General features: G+C 66.6%; 11 protein-coding genes and 1 pseudogene. 6 read left to right on the top strand and 6 right to left on the bottom strand.

All coding sequences use genetic code 11. The features are described 5' to 3' along the window. The first annotated feature begins 90 nt into the window (after positions 1 to 90). Together BG28_RS10205 and BG28_RS10210 are read left to right on the top strand one after the other, a co-directional pair. Complete coding sequence (locus BG28_RS10205; protein WP_051501303.1) at positions 91 to 1,029, top strand: ABC transporter permease; 939 nt, start codon at positions 91 to 93, stop codon at positions 1,027 to 1,029. Further along, positions 1,026 to 2,060, top strand: a complete 1,035-nt coding sequence (locus BG28_RS10210; protein ID WP_084479640.1) for an ABC transporter ATP-binding protein — start codon at positions 1,026 to 1,028, stop codon at positions 2,058 to 2,060. The genes BG28_RS10205 and BG28_RS10210 overlap by 4 nt, the downstream gene beginning before the upstream one ends. An 86-nt stretch (positions 2,061 to 2,146) precedes the next feature. Here the strand turns inward: BG28_RS10210 and ndk are convergent, their stop codons facing one another. The 4 genes and pseudogenes from ndk to ileS all read right to left on the bottom strand — a co-directional run bounded on the left by ndk (position 2,147) and on the right by ileS (position 7,762). After that, complete coding sequence (ndk, locus tag BG28_RS10215; protein ID WP_036476389.1) at positions 2,147 to 2,560, bottom strand: nucleoside-diphosphate kinase; 414 nt, start codon at positions 2,558 to 2,560, stop codon at positions 2,147 to 2,149. After that, positions 2,553 to 3,032 (bottom strand): DUF4233 domain-containing protein, encoded by a 480-nt coding sequence (locus BG28_RS10220; RefSeq protein ID WP_036476391.1) that lies wholly within the window; start codon positions 3,030 to 3,032, stop codon positions 2,553 to 2,555. The genes ndk and BG28_RS10220 overlap by 8 nt, the downstream gene beginning before the upstream one ends. Positions 3,033 to 3,046: 14 nt before the next feature. Beyond that, a complete protein-coding gene (locus BG28_RS10225; RefSeq protein ID WP_036476393.1) occupies positions 3,047 to 4,423 on the bottom strand; it encodes a folylpolyglutamate synthase/dihydrofolate synthase family protein in 1,377 nt (458 codons plus the stop codon). Continuing rightward, positions 4,420 to 7,762 (bottom strand): annotated as a pseudogene (gene ileS, locus BG28_RS10230) (isoleucine--tRNA ligase). Before ileS ends, BG28_RS10225 begins: the two are co-directional and overlap by 4 nt. 633 nt (positions 7,763 to 8,395) lie before the next feature. Between ileS and BG28_RS10235 the strand changes: the two are divergent. The 3 genes from BG28_RS10235 to BG28_RS10245 all read left to right on the top strand — a co-directional run bounded on the left by BG28_RS10235 (position 8,396) and on the right by BG28_RS10245 (position 11,109). Beyond that, positions 8,396 to 10,123, top strand: a complete 1,728-nt coding sequence (locus BG28_RS10235; RefSeq protein ID WP_036476395.1) for a sodium:solute symporter family protein — start codon at positions 8,396 to 8,398, stop codon at positions 10,121 to 10,123. Continuing rightward, a complete protein-coding gene (locus BG28_RS16285; protein ID WP_036476397.1) occupies positions 10,120 to 10,251 on the top strand; it encodes a putative transporter small subunit in 132 nt (43 codons plus the stop codon). Before BG28_RS10235 ends, BG28_RS16285 begins: the two co-directional genes overlap by 4 nt. Positions 10,252 to 10,401: 150 nt before the next feature. Next, on the top strand, positions 10,402 to 11,109 hold the full coding sequence (locus BG28_RS10245) for an MgtC/SapB family protein (RefSeq protein WP_036476399.1): 708 nt from the start codon (positions 10,402 to 10,404) through the stop codon (positions 11,107 to 11,109). Between the two features lie 105 nt (positions 11,110 to 11,214). Here BG28_RS10245 and valS read toward each other — a convergent pair whose 3' ends face one another. Then, positions 11,215 to 13,902: a valine--tRNA ligase gene (gene valS / locus BG28_RS10250; protein ID WP_036476545.1), complete on the bottom strand. Its 2,688-nt coding sequence runs from the start codon at positions 13,900 to 13,902 to the stop codon at positions 11,215 to 11,217. Between the two features lie 81 nt (positions 13,903 to 13,983). Between valS and BG28_RS10255 the strand changes: the two genes are divergently transcribed. Next, complete coding sequence (locus tag BG28_RS10255; protein ID WP_036476401.1) at positions 13,984 to 14,748, top strand: SDR family oxidoreductase; 765 nt, start codon at positions 13,984 to 13,986, stop codon at positions 14,746 to 14,748. A gap of 113 nt (positions 14,749 to 14,861) precedes the next feature. Here BG28_RS10255 and BG28_RS10260 read toward each other — a convergent pair whose 3' ends face one another. Beyond that, complete coding sequence (locus tag BG28_RS10260) at positions 14,862 to 15,464, bottom strand: DsbA family protein (RefSeq protein WP_036476403.1); 603 nt, start codon at positions 15,462 to 15,464, stop codon at positions 14,862 to 14,864. Positions 15,465 to 15,523: the final 59 nt, after the last annotated feature.

Below are 15,523 nucleotides of genomic sequence, written 5' to 3' on the forward strand. Positions count from 1 at the left end.
CGAGTCCGCGCGTTTCGCAGAACGAGGCAAGATGACAGCGAGAACGAGACGGCATCCCTGCCGGATCGAGGCATCAGGAAGGAAACGACCATGGCCGCACCTGCTCTAGAGCGCGCCGGTGGACCCACGGAGCCGGGCGACGCTCGCAGGGTCGCTCAACTTGATGGCAGCAACCTCATCCGGGTCGGCGCCCGCCCCGGGCTCTTCCGCTACATCCGGGAGATCTGGTCCTTCCGCCACTTCCTGTATTACGACTCGCACTCCCGCGTCTCCTCCGCCAACAGCTACGACTCGCTGGGCCGGATCTGGATGATCCTGAATCCGGTCCTGTTCGGAACGGCTTATTTCTTCGTCTTCGGCCTGCTGTTGAACACCGGCCGCGGCATCGACAACTTCATCGGCTACCTGATCATCGGCGTGTTCACCTTCCGCTTCTTCACGGCAGCCGTCTCAGGCGGTGCCAACGCCATCGCGGGCAACCAGAAGGTCGTCCAGGCCTTCAATTTCCCCCGAGCCTGCCTGGTCATCTCCACCACGGTCCGCGAGCTCTTCTCGAGCATTCCGATGTTCTTCGTGATGGCGCTGCTGGTGCTGAGCATCGGCGACATGCGGCTCGGCGGGGCGGAGTCGATCCCGATCACCCTGACCTGGCACTGGCTGCTCTTCTTCCCCTGCATCGCCTTGGCCCTGATGGTGATGCTCGGCTGGTCTCTGGCCCTGGCCCGCGCGGTCAACGCGCACAACGACGTGAAACATCTGATCAGCTTCAGCACCCGGATCCTGTTCTACACCTCGGCGGTCTTCTTCTCCGCAGATCGCTACTCCGACCTCGGAGTGGACTGGCTGGACACCGTGATGGGCCTCAATCCGCTGTTCTGCGTCCTGGACATCCTCCGGCACGCGTGGCTCTACGACGGTTTCGCCGACCCCGCCCGCTGGATCGTCCTGGGCTCCTGGGCGGCGGGCTCCATGCTCATCGGCTTCCTGATCTTCTGGCACGGTGAAGAGAGCTACGGTAAAGAACGATGAGCACCTCAACGCCCTATGTCCCACGTCGGCACACTGACTCTGAGGCTGATCTGATCGCCCAGGACCTCGCCATCGAGCTCGACGACGCCGCCGGACGGGCTGAGGCCTGGGATGAGCATCCCTTCACCCAGCAGACTCCGGTGATCCAGACCGTGGATCCTGAGAACGTGTGCATGGTCGTCGACGACGCCTCCATGACCTACCGGGTGCGCTCCTCCACGGGCAACAACGATTCCGGGGGGCGAATCTCTCGCGGCCTCAAGCGGATCACCGGCGCCGGCTGGGCCGAGGTCCACGCCCTGTCGAACCTGAGCTTCATCGTCAATCGCGGCGAATCCGTCGGCGTGATCGGCACCAACGGGTCCGGCAAGTCCACCTTGATGAAGCTGCTCACCGGCAAGGTCCGCCCCACCAGCGGCGAGGTCTACGCCACCTCGACGCCGGTGATGCTCGGCGTCAACGCCGCCCTGGTCAAAGAGATCTCCGGCCGGGAGAACATCCGGCTCGGCTGCCTGGCCATGGGGCTCTCCCCCGAGCAGACGGCGGCGAAATACGAACAGATCGTCGAGATCTCAGGGCTCAGCGATGCCCTGGAGATGCCGCTGAAGACCTATTCCTCGGGCATGTCCTCGCGTCTGCAGTTCGCCATCGCGACCTCCGTGGACCCGGACATCCTGTTGATCGATGAGGCGCTGAACACCGGTGACGCGCAGTTCCGGGCCCGCACCAAGGAGCGCCTCGACGAGGTGCGCGCCAATGCCGGTGCCGTCTTCCTGGTCTCGCACTCGCTGGGCACCATCAAACAGATGTGCACCCGGGTGATCTGGATCGAACAGGGCGAGATGCTCGCCGACGGCGACCCGCAGTGGGTCTGCGAGCAGTACGAGGAGTACACCTCGCACAAGTCCAACGGGCGCACCCGCGCGGCCAAGGTGGTCTACGAACGCACCCGGCTGCGGCTGGACCCGATCAAGGTCGACTTCACCTCCGGCTCCCGGCCGAAGAAGGCCGGCAGCAGCCGTATTCGCTGAGCCTGCATGACGAAGGCCCCGGGAGATGATTCCCCGGGGCCTTCGTCGTGTTCAGGCTCTGAGCCGTGCTGAGGGCCGGTCCTGGTTCAGCTGAACCAGATGCCGATCTCACGCTCGGCGGACTCCACCGAGTCGGAGCCGTGGACCAGGTTCTTCTGGACCTTCTCGCCCCAGTCCCGACCGAGGTCGCCACGGATGGTGCCCGGCGCTGCCGTGGTGGGCTCGGTGGTGCCGGCCAGGGAGCGGAAGCCTTCGATGACGCGCTCACCCTCGACCACGGCGGCGACCACCGGGCCGGAGAGCATGAAGTCCACCAGCGGCTGGTAGAACGGCTTGCCCTCGTGTTCTGCGTAGTGCTGCGCCAGCTGCTCGGTGCTCGCGCTGATCTGCTGCAGCGCGGTGATCCGGTAGCCCTTGGCCTCAACACGGCGCAGGATCTCGCCGGTCAGGCCTCGTTCAACACCGTCGGGCTTGACCAGGATCAGGGTACGTTCAGTCATTCTTGTGCTCCTCACTTGTCGGGTTCTCTGCCAGGGCCTGTTCGGCCCGGAATCGGTCGAGCTTTTCGTCGTCGAGCTGTTCGCCCTTGTTCAGCGCGTACCACCAGCAGGCCATGAAGGCCACCCCGGGGATCGCGGCCAGCGGCACGATCAGGCCTTCGCTGGTCACCAGGGCCACGCCGATGAAGCCGAAGAGCATCACGAACTGCAGAATCCAGCCGAAGACGTAGCCGCCGGGGCGCTGCAGGATGGCGCAGGTGAGGACCAGAACGACCGCCAGGGCGATCGAGCCGCCGAACAGCCACCAGGCGTAGGACTCGTTCTGGTTCAGTCCCCAGGCCATGAGGCTGAAGAAGAACATCAGCACCGCTTCCAGGCACAGCACGGTGGAGGCGAACAGCGTCTTCACCGACCGTGGTGCCTTGACCTGTCCGGGGCGCCATTCGCGCTGTGCGCGGGTCTGCTTGGGCATCCTCTGCTCCTGTCTCATATGCCTTCGGGGGCGCCCAGCAGTGTCCGGGCCTCCCCCACCAGGGTGATCGAGCCGGTGATCAGCACCCCGCCGATCAGGCCGGGGTCGGCCTCATCGGCGCGTCCGACCGCCCAGTCGATCGCGTCGTCGAGGCGTTCGGTGACGTAGATGTCCTGCTCGGCGTAGCCGATGTCGAGCGCGAGGCTTCCGAGCTGCCCGGCGGGGATGGCCCGCGGCGAGGTGGACTGGGTGAAGCAGATGTCCTCGACCAGTCCCTCATACTCCTTGTACAGCGCAGTGAGCATCTCGCGGGCGTCCTTGTCCTGCAGGATCCCGACCACCAGCACCAGACGGGAGAGCCCGAAGCTCTCCTTCAGCGCCTGTGCGCTGGCAGTGACCCCCGCAGGGTTGTGCGCGGCGTCGACGATGATGCTGGGACCGGTGCGCAGCGTCTCCAGTCGACCCGGGGCGCTGATGTTCTCCGCGGCCAGGCGCAGGTTCTCGATGTTGAGCTCCTGGTCTCCCCCGCCGATGAAGGCCTCCAGCGCGGCCACCGCCACGGCGAAGTTCTGCGCCTGATGCGCCCCATGCAGGGGCAGCAGGATGTCCGGGTAGCGTCCCGCGAGCCCGGTGACGCTCAGCTGCTGGCCGCCCACTCCGGGGACCCGGGATTCGACGCCGAACTCCACACCTTCGAAGCGGTAGGGCACGTTCTTCTCCCGCGCCTCGGCGAGCAGCACATCGGCGGCGGCCGGCACCTGGGCGGCGGAGATCAGGAACCCGTCGGTCTTGATGATGCCGGCCTTCTCCAGGGCGATGTCACGCTCATCATCGCCGAGCAGGTCGGTGTGGTCCAGGCTGATCGGAGTGATCACGCTGACCGAACCGTCGGCCACATTCGTGGCGTCGGTGATGCCGCCGAGGCCGACCTCCAGGACCATGACGTCTACCGGGGCGTCGGCGAAGACCGCGAAGGCCAGGATGGTGACGCATTCGAAGTAGGTCAGCGGCACCTCGCCGCGCTCGGCGAGCTTGGCATCGACCAGGCTGATGAACGGGCGCACCTCGTCCCAGATCCGCACGAAGGTGCCGTCCTCCACCGGCTGCCCGTCGAGGCAGATCCGTTCGGTCACCGAGTTCAGGTGCGGAGAGGTGTAGCGCCCGACCCGCAGATCGTGGGCCAGCAGCCCGGCCTCGATCATCCGTGCCGTGGAGGTCTTGCCGTTGGTGCCGGTGATGTGGATGACCGGCGCGGTCCTGTTCGGCTCCCCCAGCAGATCCATGGCTTCGATCATGGGCTGCATCCGCGGTTCCATCTTGTTCTCCGGGGCGCGCGAGAGCAGCTCCGCGTAGACGCTGGCCACTGAGAACTGATCCAGTTCCTCGCTCATGCTCGAGCTCCTTCGACGACGGACACATGGATGCTCGGTTCGGGTGCAGTCTCGCAGGGAACCGGGTGCAGATCCACCGTGAGGGTCTCCTCGCAGACAAGCTGCCTGTGGGCCTGAAGCGCTTCCACGATGGCCGGTGAGGCGGTGACCGTGGTCTCGATCCGGTCCGAGACCTGGAGATCGGCGTCCTTGCGGGCCTGCTGGATGCTGCGGATCAGATCCCGGGCGGTGCCCTCCTTGATCAGCTCCTCGCTGAGCTCGGTGTCGAGCACCAGGAACCCTCCGGTGCCGTCCAGGACCGTGACCGCCTTCTCGCTCAGCTGTTCCGACACCGTGGTGCTCAGCGTGTACTCGCCCTCGAAGAGCTCGAGGCCTCCGGCGGTGACCACACCATCGGCCACCGACCAGTCACCGGACTTCGCACCCTTGATCGCCTGCTGGACCTGTTTGCCCAGCCGGGGGCCGACGGCGCGGGCGTTGACCACCAGCTGCTGCCCGATCCCCCAATCCGCGGCATCGGTCTGCGCGGCGTCGAGCAGCTGGACCTCTTTGAGGTTCAGCTCATCGGCGATGATCTGTTGGTAGGTGCCTTCCAGCGCCGGGGCCTGCGGCACGGCCACAGTGAGCGTGGCCAGCGGCTGGCGCACCCGCAGGTTCGCCTGCTTGCGCAGCGAGGACCCGGCCGAGCTGACCAGACGGGTGAGCTCCATCAGCTCCACGGCGCGCTCGTCGCTCAGGTAGTCCTCCGGGTCCGGCCAGTCGGCCAGGTGCACCGAGCGGCCCCCGGTCAGGCCGCGCCAGATCTCCTCGCTGATCATGGGCAGCAGCGGGGCAGCCACCCGGGCGAAGGTCTCGAGCACCGTGTAGAGCACATCGTAGGCGGCAAAATCCTCGGCGTAGAACCGGGCTCGAGAACGTCGGATGTACCAGTTGGTGAGCGTGTCGGAGAACCGGCGCAGCGACTCGCACGCGTCGGAGACGTCGTAGGCGTCCAGCGAGGCGGTGACCTCACGGACCAGATCACCGGTGGCGGCGAGGATGTAGCGGTCCAGCGGGCTGGCCACGTCCTCCGCGCCCACGGACTTCGCCTGATAGCCGGCGCCCTGGTTGGCGGTGTTGGCGTAGAGCCCGAAGAAATGCCAGGCGTTCCACATCGGCAGCAGCACCTGGCGGACGCTCTCGCGGATCCCCTCCTCGGTGACCACCAGGTTGCCGCCGCGCAGGATCGGCGAGGACATCAGGAACCAGCGCATCGCGTCGGAGCCGTCTCGGTCCAGGACCTCGGAGACATCCGGGTAGTTCTGCAGCGACTTGGACATCTTCTGCCCGTCTGAGCCCAGCACGATCCCGTGGCTGATCACGTTGGTGAAGGCCGGGCGGTCGAAGAGCGCGGTGGCCAGCACGTGCATGGTGTAGAACCAGCCGCGGGTCTGCCCGATGTACTCCACGATGAAGTCGGCCGGGTGGTGATCGGCGAACCACTGTGCGTTCTCGAAGGGGTAGTGGACCTGGGCGAACTGCATCGACCCGGAGTCGAACCAGACGTCCAGGACGTCCTCGACCCGGCGCATGGTGGACTTCCCCGTGGGGTCATCGGGGTTCGGCCGGGTCAGCGCGTCGATCCAGGGCCGGTGCAGGTCCGGCTCGCCCTCGGCGTTGCGCGGGTAGTCACCGAAGGCCTCTTTGAGCTCCTCCAGCGAGCCGTAGACCTCGGTGCGCGGGTGCTCGGGGTCATCGGAGACCCAGACCGGCAGTGGGCTTCCCCAGTAGCGGTTGCGCGAGATCGACCAGTCACGGGCGTTCTCGAGCCATTTGCCGAACTGGCCGTGCTTGACGTTGCCCGGGATCCAGTTGATCTGTTCGTTGAGTTCGAGCATCCGCTCCTTGACCTGGGTGACCGCCACGTACCAGGAGGTCACCGCCTTGTAGATCAGGGGGGTGCGGCAGCGCCAGCAGTGCGGGTAGGAGTGCACATAAGACGCCTCACGGACCAGCCGGCCGGAGGCCTTGAGCTCGTTGATGATGGTGCGGTTGGCCTCGAAGACCTGGAGGCCGGCGATCTCGGCCAGCGGGGTCTCACCAGTCGGCGTGGGCTGGGCGAACATCGGCAGGAACCGGGCGCCCTCGTCCACCGAGAGGATCACCGGGATCCCCGCCTGCTCGGAGGAGCGCTGATCCTCTTCACCGTAGGCCGAGGCCTGGTGGACCAGCCCGGTGCCATCGGTGGTGGTGACGTAGTCCTCCACCAGCACCCGGAAGGCGTGCTGCGTACCCCAGGTCTCGGTATCTGTGTAGTAGTCCCACAGCGGCGCGTACTCGATGCCAGCCAGCTCGGTGCCCTGGTAGCGGGCGACGACGGCGGCGGCTGCGGCCTCAGCGGCGGTGGTCACCTCGCGTCGGTGACCTCAGCGTCGGTGAAGCCCAGGTCCGTGGCGTAGGCGCCGAGCAGCTCGGCGGCGATCAGATGCCGGCCGGGAAGCGGCGAATCGGCGGGCGCCTGGACGACCACGTATTCCACCTCGGGCCCGACGGCCACGGAGAAGTTCGTCGGCAGTGTCCAGGGAGTGGTGGTCCAGGCGAGCAGATTGACCCCGGCCAGGGCGTCACCGTGGGCGCCGCCGCCGGTGATCGGGAAGGCCACGGTGACCGAGGGGTCCTGACGATCCTTGTAGACGTCGTCATCCATCCGCAGCTCATGGTTGGACAGCGGGGTCTCGTCCTTCCAGCAGTAGGGAAGCACGCGGAAGCCCTGGTAGGTCAGGCCTTTCTCGTGCAGCTGCTTGAAGGCCCAGATGACCGACTCCATATAGTCGACGTTGAGCGTCTTGTAGTCGTTCTCGAAGTCCACCCAGCGGGCCTGGCGGTGCACATAGGACTCCCATTCGCCGGTGTACCTCAGCACCGAGGCGCGGCAGGCGTCGTTGAACTTGTCCACCCCGAGGCCTCGATCTCGGCCTTGTCCGTCATGCCGAGTTCCTTCATGGCGGTCAGCTCGGCAGGCAGCCCGTGGGTGTCCCAGCCGAAGCGCCGCTCCACCCGGGACCCGCGCTGGGTCTGGTATCGCGCCACGAGATCCTTGACGTAGCCGGTGAGCAGGTGACCATAGTGTGGCAGACCGTTGGCGAAGGGCGGACCATCGTAGAAGACGAATTCGTTGGCCTCACCCGAGGCGTCCTCGGTGGGCCGGTTCTCGATGGAGGCCTGGAAGGTGCCGTCCTTCTCCCACTGCGCCAACACGCGCTCTTCGATCCTCGGGAAGCGCGGAGAGGCGGGGATCCGGCGCGCACCGGAGTCGGCGGCTGATGCGCGGGGATACACGGGAGAGTTGTTCTCGGTCATGGAGGTCCGTCCTGCTGTGGTGCTGAGCGATGGTCTGACGCACTCACAAGGACGCCTGCCGGGCGCGGTACCACCTTGCTTGCCCCACGCCTGACGCTCCTGCCCCTTGGAGGAGCTGGGGCGCGCCGCCGTCGGGCCACTCCATGACTGCTGTGACGGGCTTACCCGTCCGGCTCTACTGAGGCGCTGCGGCGGTGGTGCCGCGGGCCGGTTCTCCCGGAAGCTCACCGGTGATGGCCGGGTCAAAGCTGCTGGGGTTCAGTCTACTGGGTCCGTGCGTGCGGGGCCATACGAGGCCCTGTCGGGCGGGCTGTCCCGCCCGAGGCTGCCGGTCAGGCGAGAAAAGCGATGTGTTACGGTCTACTGCTTGTGGCCTGGTTCACCCCCTTTGATGAGTGAGGGTGGGCTCGGCCCGGCATGAGGGGAACACCGTCGCGCGCCGCCTGCCCGAGCTCCGCCGAGGCTGAGAACCAGCCCGCGTCATGAGCCGAGAGCCCGGCCACGGATCCGCAGCAGCAAGAAGCAGGGTCTGACAGACGCCTGCACGACTGCGCCCAAAAATGCCTATACACAACGGTGCCGCGGCATCTGAAGATGCGAGACGACTGATACTCAACGAGGGGAACATACAACGTGAACGAATCAAGCGCAGTCCAGTTCGGCGCCATCACGGTGGTGCTGCTTCTGGTGGCCTTCTACGGGGGGACTTACCTGGTCTCACACCGGATCAGGAAGAAGAAGGAGAACGCTGACCAGTACATGACCGCCGGCAACAAGATCGGCTTCGGCATCTCGGCGGCATCGATGACCGCCACCTGGATCTGGGCGTCTTCCATGTATGCCTCCGCCGAGGCCGGGTACACCTACGGAATCTCCGGGCCCATCCACTATGGACTCTGGGGGGCGCTGATGATCCTGTTCATCTACCCCTTCGGCAAGCGGATCCGCGCAGTGGCCCCGAAGGCGCACAGCATCGCGGAGGTGATGCATGCTCGGCACGGCCGTTCCAGCCAGCTGATGCTCGCCGGTTCCAACGTGGTGGGCAGCTTGATCTCGCTGATGTCGAACTTCATCGCCGGTGGCGTGCTGATCGCGATGCTCTCACCGTTCACGTTCATCCAGGGTGTGCTCACCGTGGCCGCCGGAGTGCTGCTCTACACGCTGTGGTCAGGTTTCCGCGCCTCGGTGCTCACCGATTTCATCCAGGTCATGGCCATGTTCGGGGCGGTGGCGGTGATCATCCCGTTCATCTTCTTCGCCGCGGACTTTCCCGCCGCCTTCGAGACCGGCGCGCAGAACCTCACCTCCGAGCAGCAGAGCTTCTTCTCCAGCGAGGCGTTCCTCAATCAAGGCGCGCCCTACATCGCGGCGGTGCTCGCCTACGCGATCGGCAACCAGACCATCGCGCAGCGACTCTTCGCGGTGCGCGAGGATCTGATCAAGCCGACCTTCATCACCGCGACCATCGGCTATGGCGCGATGGTCATCGGTGTGGGCATGTTCGGTGTGATGGCCCTCTACCTGGGCTTCGAGCCCACCGGCGGCGATGTCAACAACATCATCCCGGAGCTGGCGGCGAGCTATCTGCCTGCGGTGCTGCTGGCGGTCTTCTTCGTGATGATCATCGGAGCACTCTCCTCCACCGCGGATTCCGATCTCTCGGCGATGTCCTCGATCATGATGGCCGACGTCTACGGCCAGAACGTCGCCGGAAAGGCCAAGGCCAATCCGCGGACCATGCTGCTCGTGGGTCGGGTGACCATGCTGCTGGCTACCGCCGCGGCGGTGAGCTTCGCCAGCCTGCAGCTGAGCATCCTGGACCTGCTGGTGTTCGTGGGTGCCCTCTGGGGCGCGCTGGTGTTCCCGGTGCTGGCGAGCTTCTACTGGAAGAAGGTCACGAACAAGGCGTTCACCGTCTCGGTGCTCGCGGCGCTGGCCTGCTTCGTGCCGGTCCGATTCGAGTGGTTCCCGCTCACCGGCGTGGTCGGGATCATCGTGGACCTGTTCTCGGTGGTCGGCATCGCCGTGATTCTGGGCCTGATGTGCTTCGGCTTCTTCGGGGTCAAGGTGGCCAAGGTGGTGGCGGTGATCGCCGCGGTCGTCTCGGCACCCTTCGTCATCGGCTTCCTGCATGACTACGCCACGCTCAGCGCCTCGCTTCTCGCCTATGCCGTGAGCACCATCGTCTGCTGGGCGATGTCCGTGCGCGGCAGCGCCGAGTTCGACTTCGCGCTGATCGCGCAGCGGACCGGCGACTTCGACGACGACGCGGCAGCCAGCCCCGCAGCTTCCTCCAGCACGGCCGGAGCCGCCCCCGGTTCGGCCAGCCATGAATCGACAACAGTGGGAGACCCCCGATGAGCACCCTTGCGATGACCCTTTACACCCTGATGTGGCCCTTGATCGTCCTGGCGGTGATGGCCGTGATCGGCTACGCCTTCTTCGCCGATTGGAAGAAGGCCCGCGAGACCGGGCAGGACATCATCTAGGTCTGCGTCCGAGCCGCCCCGCGGTGGCCGCTCTCAGCGAGAGCTGAATCTCGGCGGGCTGAATCTCGGCGGGCTGTCCCGGGTGTCGGTAGGGCTGTCCCGGGTGTCGGTGGGGTTATAGGCTGATGTGGGATCTTCAGAGGAGGGGCGATGAGCATCGATGTCTGGCCGGAGACGGCACCGACCCAGATTCTGCTCCTGACCCTGGCCTTCCTGATGTCGGCGGCGATCGGGATCGAGCGTGACATCCGGCAGAAGTCCGCCGGTGCACGCACCCACATCCTGGTCGGCATGGGCTCAGCCCTGTTCACCCTGGTCTCCGCCTACGGCTTCTCGCATCTGATCGGCGGGGACGTGGTCCTGGACCCCTCCCGGATCGCCGCGCAGATCGTGAGTGGGATCGGCTTCATCGGTGCCGGGGTGATCTTCGTCCGGCAGAACGTGGTCTCGGGGCTGACCACCGCGGCTTCGATCTGGGTGACGGCCGCCGTCGGCATGGCCTGCGGCGCCGGGATGCCGGTGATCGCGGGACTCACGGTGGTCTTCTACCTGCTCTCGGTCACCCTGGTGACGAACCTGGTCCGCCGGCTCCCACGCCATGATCGCTCCGAGCATTACATCGTGCGCTACACCGACGGGCGTGGGATCCTGCGCGAGATCCTCGGGGCCGCCTCGCAATTGGGCTACGAGACCCGGCTGGTGCGCACCCGGAGACTCGCAGTCTCCGATGGGTTCGCTGTCGACGCCACCATGACCTTCACCCGCACCCAGCGTGTGGGCCGCGAGCAGCTCTTCGAGGCGCTCCAGGAGCTCGAGGGCGTCTTGGAGATCCGGACCGTCACGGAGGAGAACGACTGAGGCGGCAGCCCGCCCTGGTCAGAAAATCGGAGAGCTTCGCAAGAATCGTAGAGCTGCAGCCCGACGATCGGCTGCAGCTCTACGATTCCTTGACGCGCTGAGAGGTCAGACCTGGGCGGGCTGTTCCTCTTCGGCGAGCTCCACCTCGGTGACCACCACGGCCTGCGTGCCGTCGGTCTGCGCGCTCAGCTCCAGGGAGCGGGACCGGGTGGCCGCCTGGACGTCGGCGATGGCGGCGTCGATATGGGCCAGCGTCCGCTCGGGTGCGGAGACCTTGGCGGTGATCACCTCGGTGCGCTGCTTCACTTTGGCCTCGGACTTGACCTTGCGCAGACCGGAGAGCACCTGCGCCACGGAGTCCAGCATCCCGGCCGAGCCCTGCACGGACTCCAGCCCGGAGGTGGTCGGCCACTGGGTGGAGTGCACCGAGCCGTGGCGCCACCAGCGCCAGACCTCGTCGGTGACGAAGGGCAGCACAGGGGCGAAGAGCCGCAGCAGCGAATCCAGTGTGGTCGCCAGGGCTGCCAGCACCGAATCCTGGGCCGACTCACCGCGTGAGCCGTAGGCGCGGTCCTTGACCAGCTCCACGTAGTCGTCGGTGAAGGACCAGAAGAAGGACTCCACCAGCTGCAGCGCGCGGGCGTAGTCGTAGTCTGCGAAGTGCTTGGTCGCCTGGTCCACCACGGTGCGCAGCTCGGCGATCAGGGCGCGATCCAGAGCCTCGGTGAGGACCTGAGCTCCGGCGTCGTCGCGGATGATGTGGGCTTCGGTGACACCGAGGTTCAGCGCGAACTTCGAGGCGTTGAGCAGCTTGATCGCCAGGCGGCGCCCGATCTTCATCTGCGCCACCTCGTAGGCGGTGTCCGCGCCGAGCTTGGCCGAGGAGGCCCAGTAGCGCACCGCGTCGGAGCCGAACTGCTCCAGCGGCTCGGTGGGCACGACCACGTTGCCCTTGGACTTGGACATCTTCTTGCGATCCGGGTCCAGGATCCAGCCGGAGATCGCGGTGTTGGTCCACGGCACGGAGTCGTTGAGCGAGTTCGCGCGGACCGCCGAGGCGAAGAGCCAGGTGCGGATGATGTCGTGGCCCTGTGGGCGCAGATCGAAGGGGAACACCTTGTTGAAGAAGTCGTTGTCCTTCTCCCAGCGGCCTGCGATGTGCGGGGTGATCGCCGAGGTTGCCCAGGTGTCCAGGACGTCGGCCTCACCGATGAAGCCGCCGGCGACGCCGCGCTGGGACTCCTGGTATCCGGCGGGGACCTGCGAGGCCGGGTCCACCGGCAGCAGGGCCTCCTCGGGCAGCAGCGGGTGGTCGTAGTCGGGTTCGGCGTCGGCGTTCAGCGGGTACCAGACCGGGATCGGCACGCCGAAGAAGCGCTGCCGGGAGACCAGCCAGTCGCCGTTGAGCCCCTCCACCCAGTTCTCGTAGCGAGAGCGCATGAAGGTCGGGTGCCAGGAGATCTCCTTGCCGCGGGCGACCATCTTCTCGCGCCGGGCGGCGTCGCGGCCGCCGTTGCGGATGTACCACTGCCGGGAGGTGACGACCTCCAGCGGCTTGTCGCCCTTCTCATAGAAGTGCACCGCGTGAGTGATCTTCTTGGGCTCCCCCTCGAGCAGCTCGGCGGACTTGAGCAGCTCCACCACGGCCTCCTTGGCCGAATGCACGGTCTTGCCGGCGAGCTGTTCGTAGTTCGCCTGGCCCTCCGTGGAGCTGATCCACTCCGGGGCCTCGCGGGAGAATCGGCCGTCGCGGCCGATCAGCGCTCGGGTCGGCAGCTGCAGCTCGCGCCACCAGGTCACGTCGGTCATATCGCCGAAGGTGCAGATCATGGCCGCGCCGGAGCCCTTGTCCGGCTGCGCGAGTCCGTGCGCCTTGACCTCGACCTCCACGCCGAAGAGCGGGGAGATCGCGGTCTTGCCGAAGAGGTGCTGGTAGCGCTCATCATCGGGGTGCGCGACCAGCGCCACGCAGGAGGGCAGCAGCTCGGGCCGTGTGGTCTCGATGAAGACCTGTTCGCCGGTGTCCTTCACGGTGAAGGGGTAGCGATGATAGGCACCGGGGTGGTCCTTGAACTCGAGCTCGGCCTGGGCCACGGCCGTACGGAAGGTGATGTCCCACAGCGTCGGCGCCTGGGCGGTGTAGGCGTTGCCGGCGTGGATATCGCGCAGGAAAGCCCGCTGAGAGGCGGCGCGGGAGTCATCGTCGATGGTGCGGTAGGTCTGGCGCCAGTCCACCGAGAGGCCCAGCCGGGAGAAGAGATCCTCGAAGATCTTCTCGTCCTCCACGGTGAGGGTCTCGCACAGCTCGATGAAGTTCGCGCGGCTGATCGCGTCCCAGTCGCGCTGGTTCTTCGCCGGCTTCTCCGGCGGGGTGTAGTCCGGGTCGTAGGGCTGCGCCGGATCGCAGCGCACCCCGTAGTAGTTCTGCACCCGACGCTCGGTGGGCAGTCCGTTGTCGTCCCAGCCCAGCGGGTAGAAGACGTTCTTCCCAGTCATCCGCATGAAGCGCGCCATCACGTCGGTCTGCGTGTAGGAGAACATATGCCCCACGTGCAGCGAGCCGGAGGCGGTGGGCGGCGGAGTATCGATGGAGTAGACCTCGGCGCGCTCGGTGTCCTCGTTGAAGTGGTAGATCTCCTCGGCCTGCCAGGCGGCATGGAGCTTCTCCTCAAGGCCCTCCAGCGCCGGGCGGTCCGGGACCACGGGGGTCTTGTGCGCGGCGGCGCCCTGGGAGGTGTCTGCGGAAAGGGTCGCGGTGGCGGGCGCGTCTGTGCCCGGAGTCTGATCAGCCATGCTGGCCATTCTCTCACGACGCAAGTGTCACATACTGAACCACCGGTTCTCTCAGCGCACGCTGCTCACTAGGCTGTCTCCATGATCGACACTGATGCCTCCACCCGCAGCGCCATGGTCACCGGCGCCTCCTCCGGGATCGGCGCTGCCACCGCGCACCGACTCACCACCGAAGGCTGGCGGGTCTTCGCCGTCGCGAGGCGCACCGAGAAGCTCGAGAGCCTCGCCGAGCAGGAGGGGATCATCCCGATCATCTGCGACGTCACCGATCCGGAGCAGGTGGCCGCCGCTCTGGAAGAGGTCACCGCCGCCGGAGGGATCGACACCCTGATCAACAACGCCGGCGGGGCGCTGGGCATGGACCTGGTGGCCGAGGGCCGGCCCGAGGACTGGCGCTGGATGTATGAGGTCAACGTGCTCGGCGCGCTGAATGTGATCCAGGCCTTCATCCCGATGCTGCGCGCCCACGGCGAGGGAACGATCCTCACCGTCACCTCCACCGCTGGCATCACGGCTTACGAGGGTGGCGCCGGCTATAACGCGGCGAAGTTCGGAGAACATGCACTCACCGGGGCGCTGCGACTGGAAGAGGCCGAGCACAACATCCGGGTCATCGAGGTGCTGCCGGGCATGGTCGCCACCGAGGAGTTCACCGCGAAGCGTCTCCGTGGAGACGTGGCCGCCGCCGAGGCGGTCTACCGCGGGGTCAAGCGACCCCTGGTCGCCGAGGACATCGCCGAGGTGATCGCGGGCGCCGTCACGCTCCCCCACCATGTGAACCTGGATCAGGTCGTGGTCCGCCCGGTCGCCCAGGCGGCCCAGCACAAGGTGATCCGCGAGGACTGAGCACTCCCCCGGCCTGAGAACACCGGAAACGACGACGCGGCGCGGGCTTCAAGCCCGTGCCGGCGTCGTCGTGTGGTGCCCTCTTATGAGGGCCCTCTGGGTGGGAGCCTCGATCAATCGAAGGCTGGGGACTCCGTGCGGGAGCGCTTGAGTTCGAAGAAGTACGGGAACTGAGCCAGTGCGACGGCGCCGTCGAAGACCTTGCCGGCGTCCTCGCCGCGCGGGATCCGGGTCAGGACGGGGCCGAAGAACGCGGTGCCCTGGAATGCGACGACCGGGGTGCCGACGTCCTGACCGACCAGGGAGATGCCCTTCTCGTGTGAGGCGCGCATCTCGGTGTCGTTCTTCTCCGTCTTGGCCTCGGCGAGCAGGTCCTCCTCCAGGCCGACGGCGCGCAGTGCGTTGCGCGTGGCCGCCTCGAAGTCCTTGTTGCCGTTGTTGTGGATCTCGGTGCCGGCGGCGGTGTAGAACTCTCCGACCTTGTCCTCGCCGTGCTTCAGCGCCACGGCGGTGGCGGTGCGGGCCGGGATCCAGCGGGCGAGCTGCTCGGGGTCCTCGGCCGGTGCGGGGTTCTTGGCCTCGTTGAGCACACCGAGGCTCATCACGTTCCAGTGCACCTCGATGTCACGGACCTTCTCGGCCTCCAGGATCCAGCGTGATGTCACCCAGGCGAAGGGGCACAGTGGGTCGAACCAGAAATCAACGCGTTCTGCCATGGAAAGCTCCTCTCGGCGCGGGACGATCGGTCTCCGCGCACGGTTCAGTGGTGTTCGGG

The organism is Nesterenkonia sp. AN1 (assembly GCF_000582475.1).
Lineage (GTDB): Bacteria > Actinomycetota > Actinomycetes > Actinomycetales > Micrococcaceae > Nesterenkonia > Nesterenkonia aurantiaca.

What these genes read in the sequence shown, in the direction of transcription:
- BG28_RS10205 (WP_051501303.1), top strand. Translation starts at nt 91, where the DNA reads ATGGCCGCACCTGCTCTAGAGCGCGCCGGTGGACCCACGGAGCCGGGC.
- BG28_RS10210 (WP_084479640.1), top strand. Translation starts at nt 1,026, where the DNA reads ATGAGCACCTCAACGCCCTATGTCCCACGTCGGCACACTGACTCTGAG.
- ndk (WP_036476389.1), bottom strand. Translation starts at nt 2,560, where the DNA reads ATGACTGAACGTACCCTGATCCTGGTCAAGCCCGACGGTGTTGAACGA.
- BG28_RS10220 (WP_036476391.1), bottom strand. Translation starts at nt 3,032, where the DNA reads ATGCCCAAGCAGACCCGCGCACAGCGCGAATGGCGCCCCGGACAGGTC.
- BG28_RS10225 (WP_036476393.1), bottom strand. Translation starts at nt 4,423, where the DNA reads ATGAGCGAGGAACTGGATCAGTTCTCAGTGGCCAGCGTCTACGCGGAG.
- BG28_RS16285 (WP_036476397.1), top strand. Translation starts at nt 10,120, where the DNA reads ATGAGCACCCTTGCGATGACCCTTTACACCCTGATGTGGCCCTTGATC.
- BG28_RS10245 (WP_036476399.1), top strand. Translation starts at nt 10,402, where the DNA reads ATGAGCATCGATGTCTGGCCGGAGACGGCACCGACCCAGATTCTGCTC.
- valS (WP_036476545.1), bottom strand. Translation starts at nt 13,902, where the DNA reads ATGGCTGATCAGACTCCGGGCACAGACGCGCCCGCCACCGCGACCCTT.
- BG28_RS10255 (WP_036476401.1), top strand. Translation starts at nt 13,984, where the DNA reads ATGATCGACACTGATGCCTCCACCCGCAGCGCCATGGTCACCGGCGCC.
- BG28_RS10260 (WP_036476403.1), bottom strand. Translation starts at nt 15,464, where the DNA reads ATGGCAGAACGCGTTGATTTCTGGTTCGACCCACTGTGCCCCTTCGCC.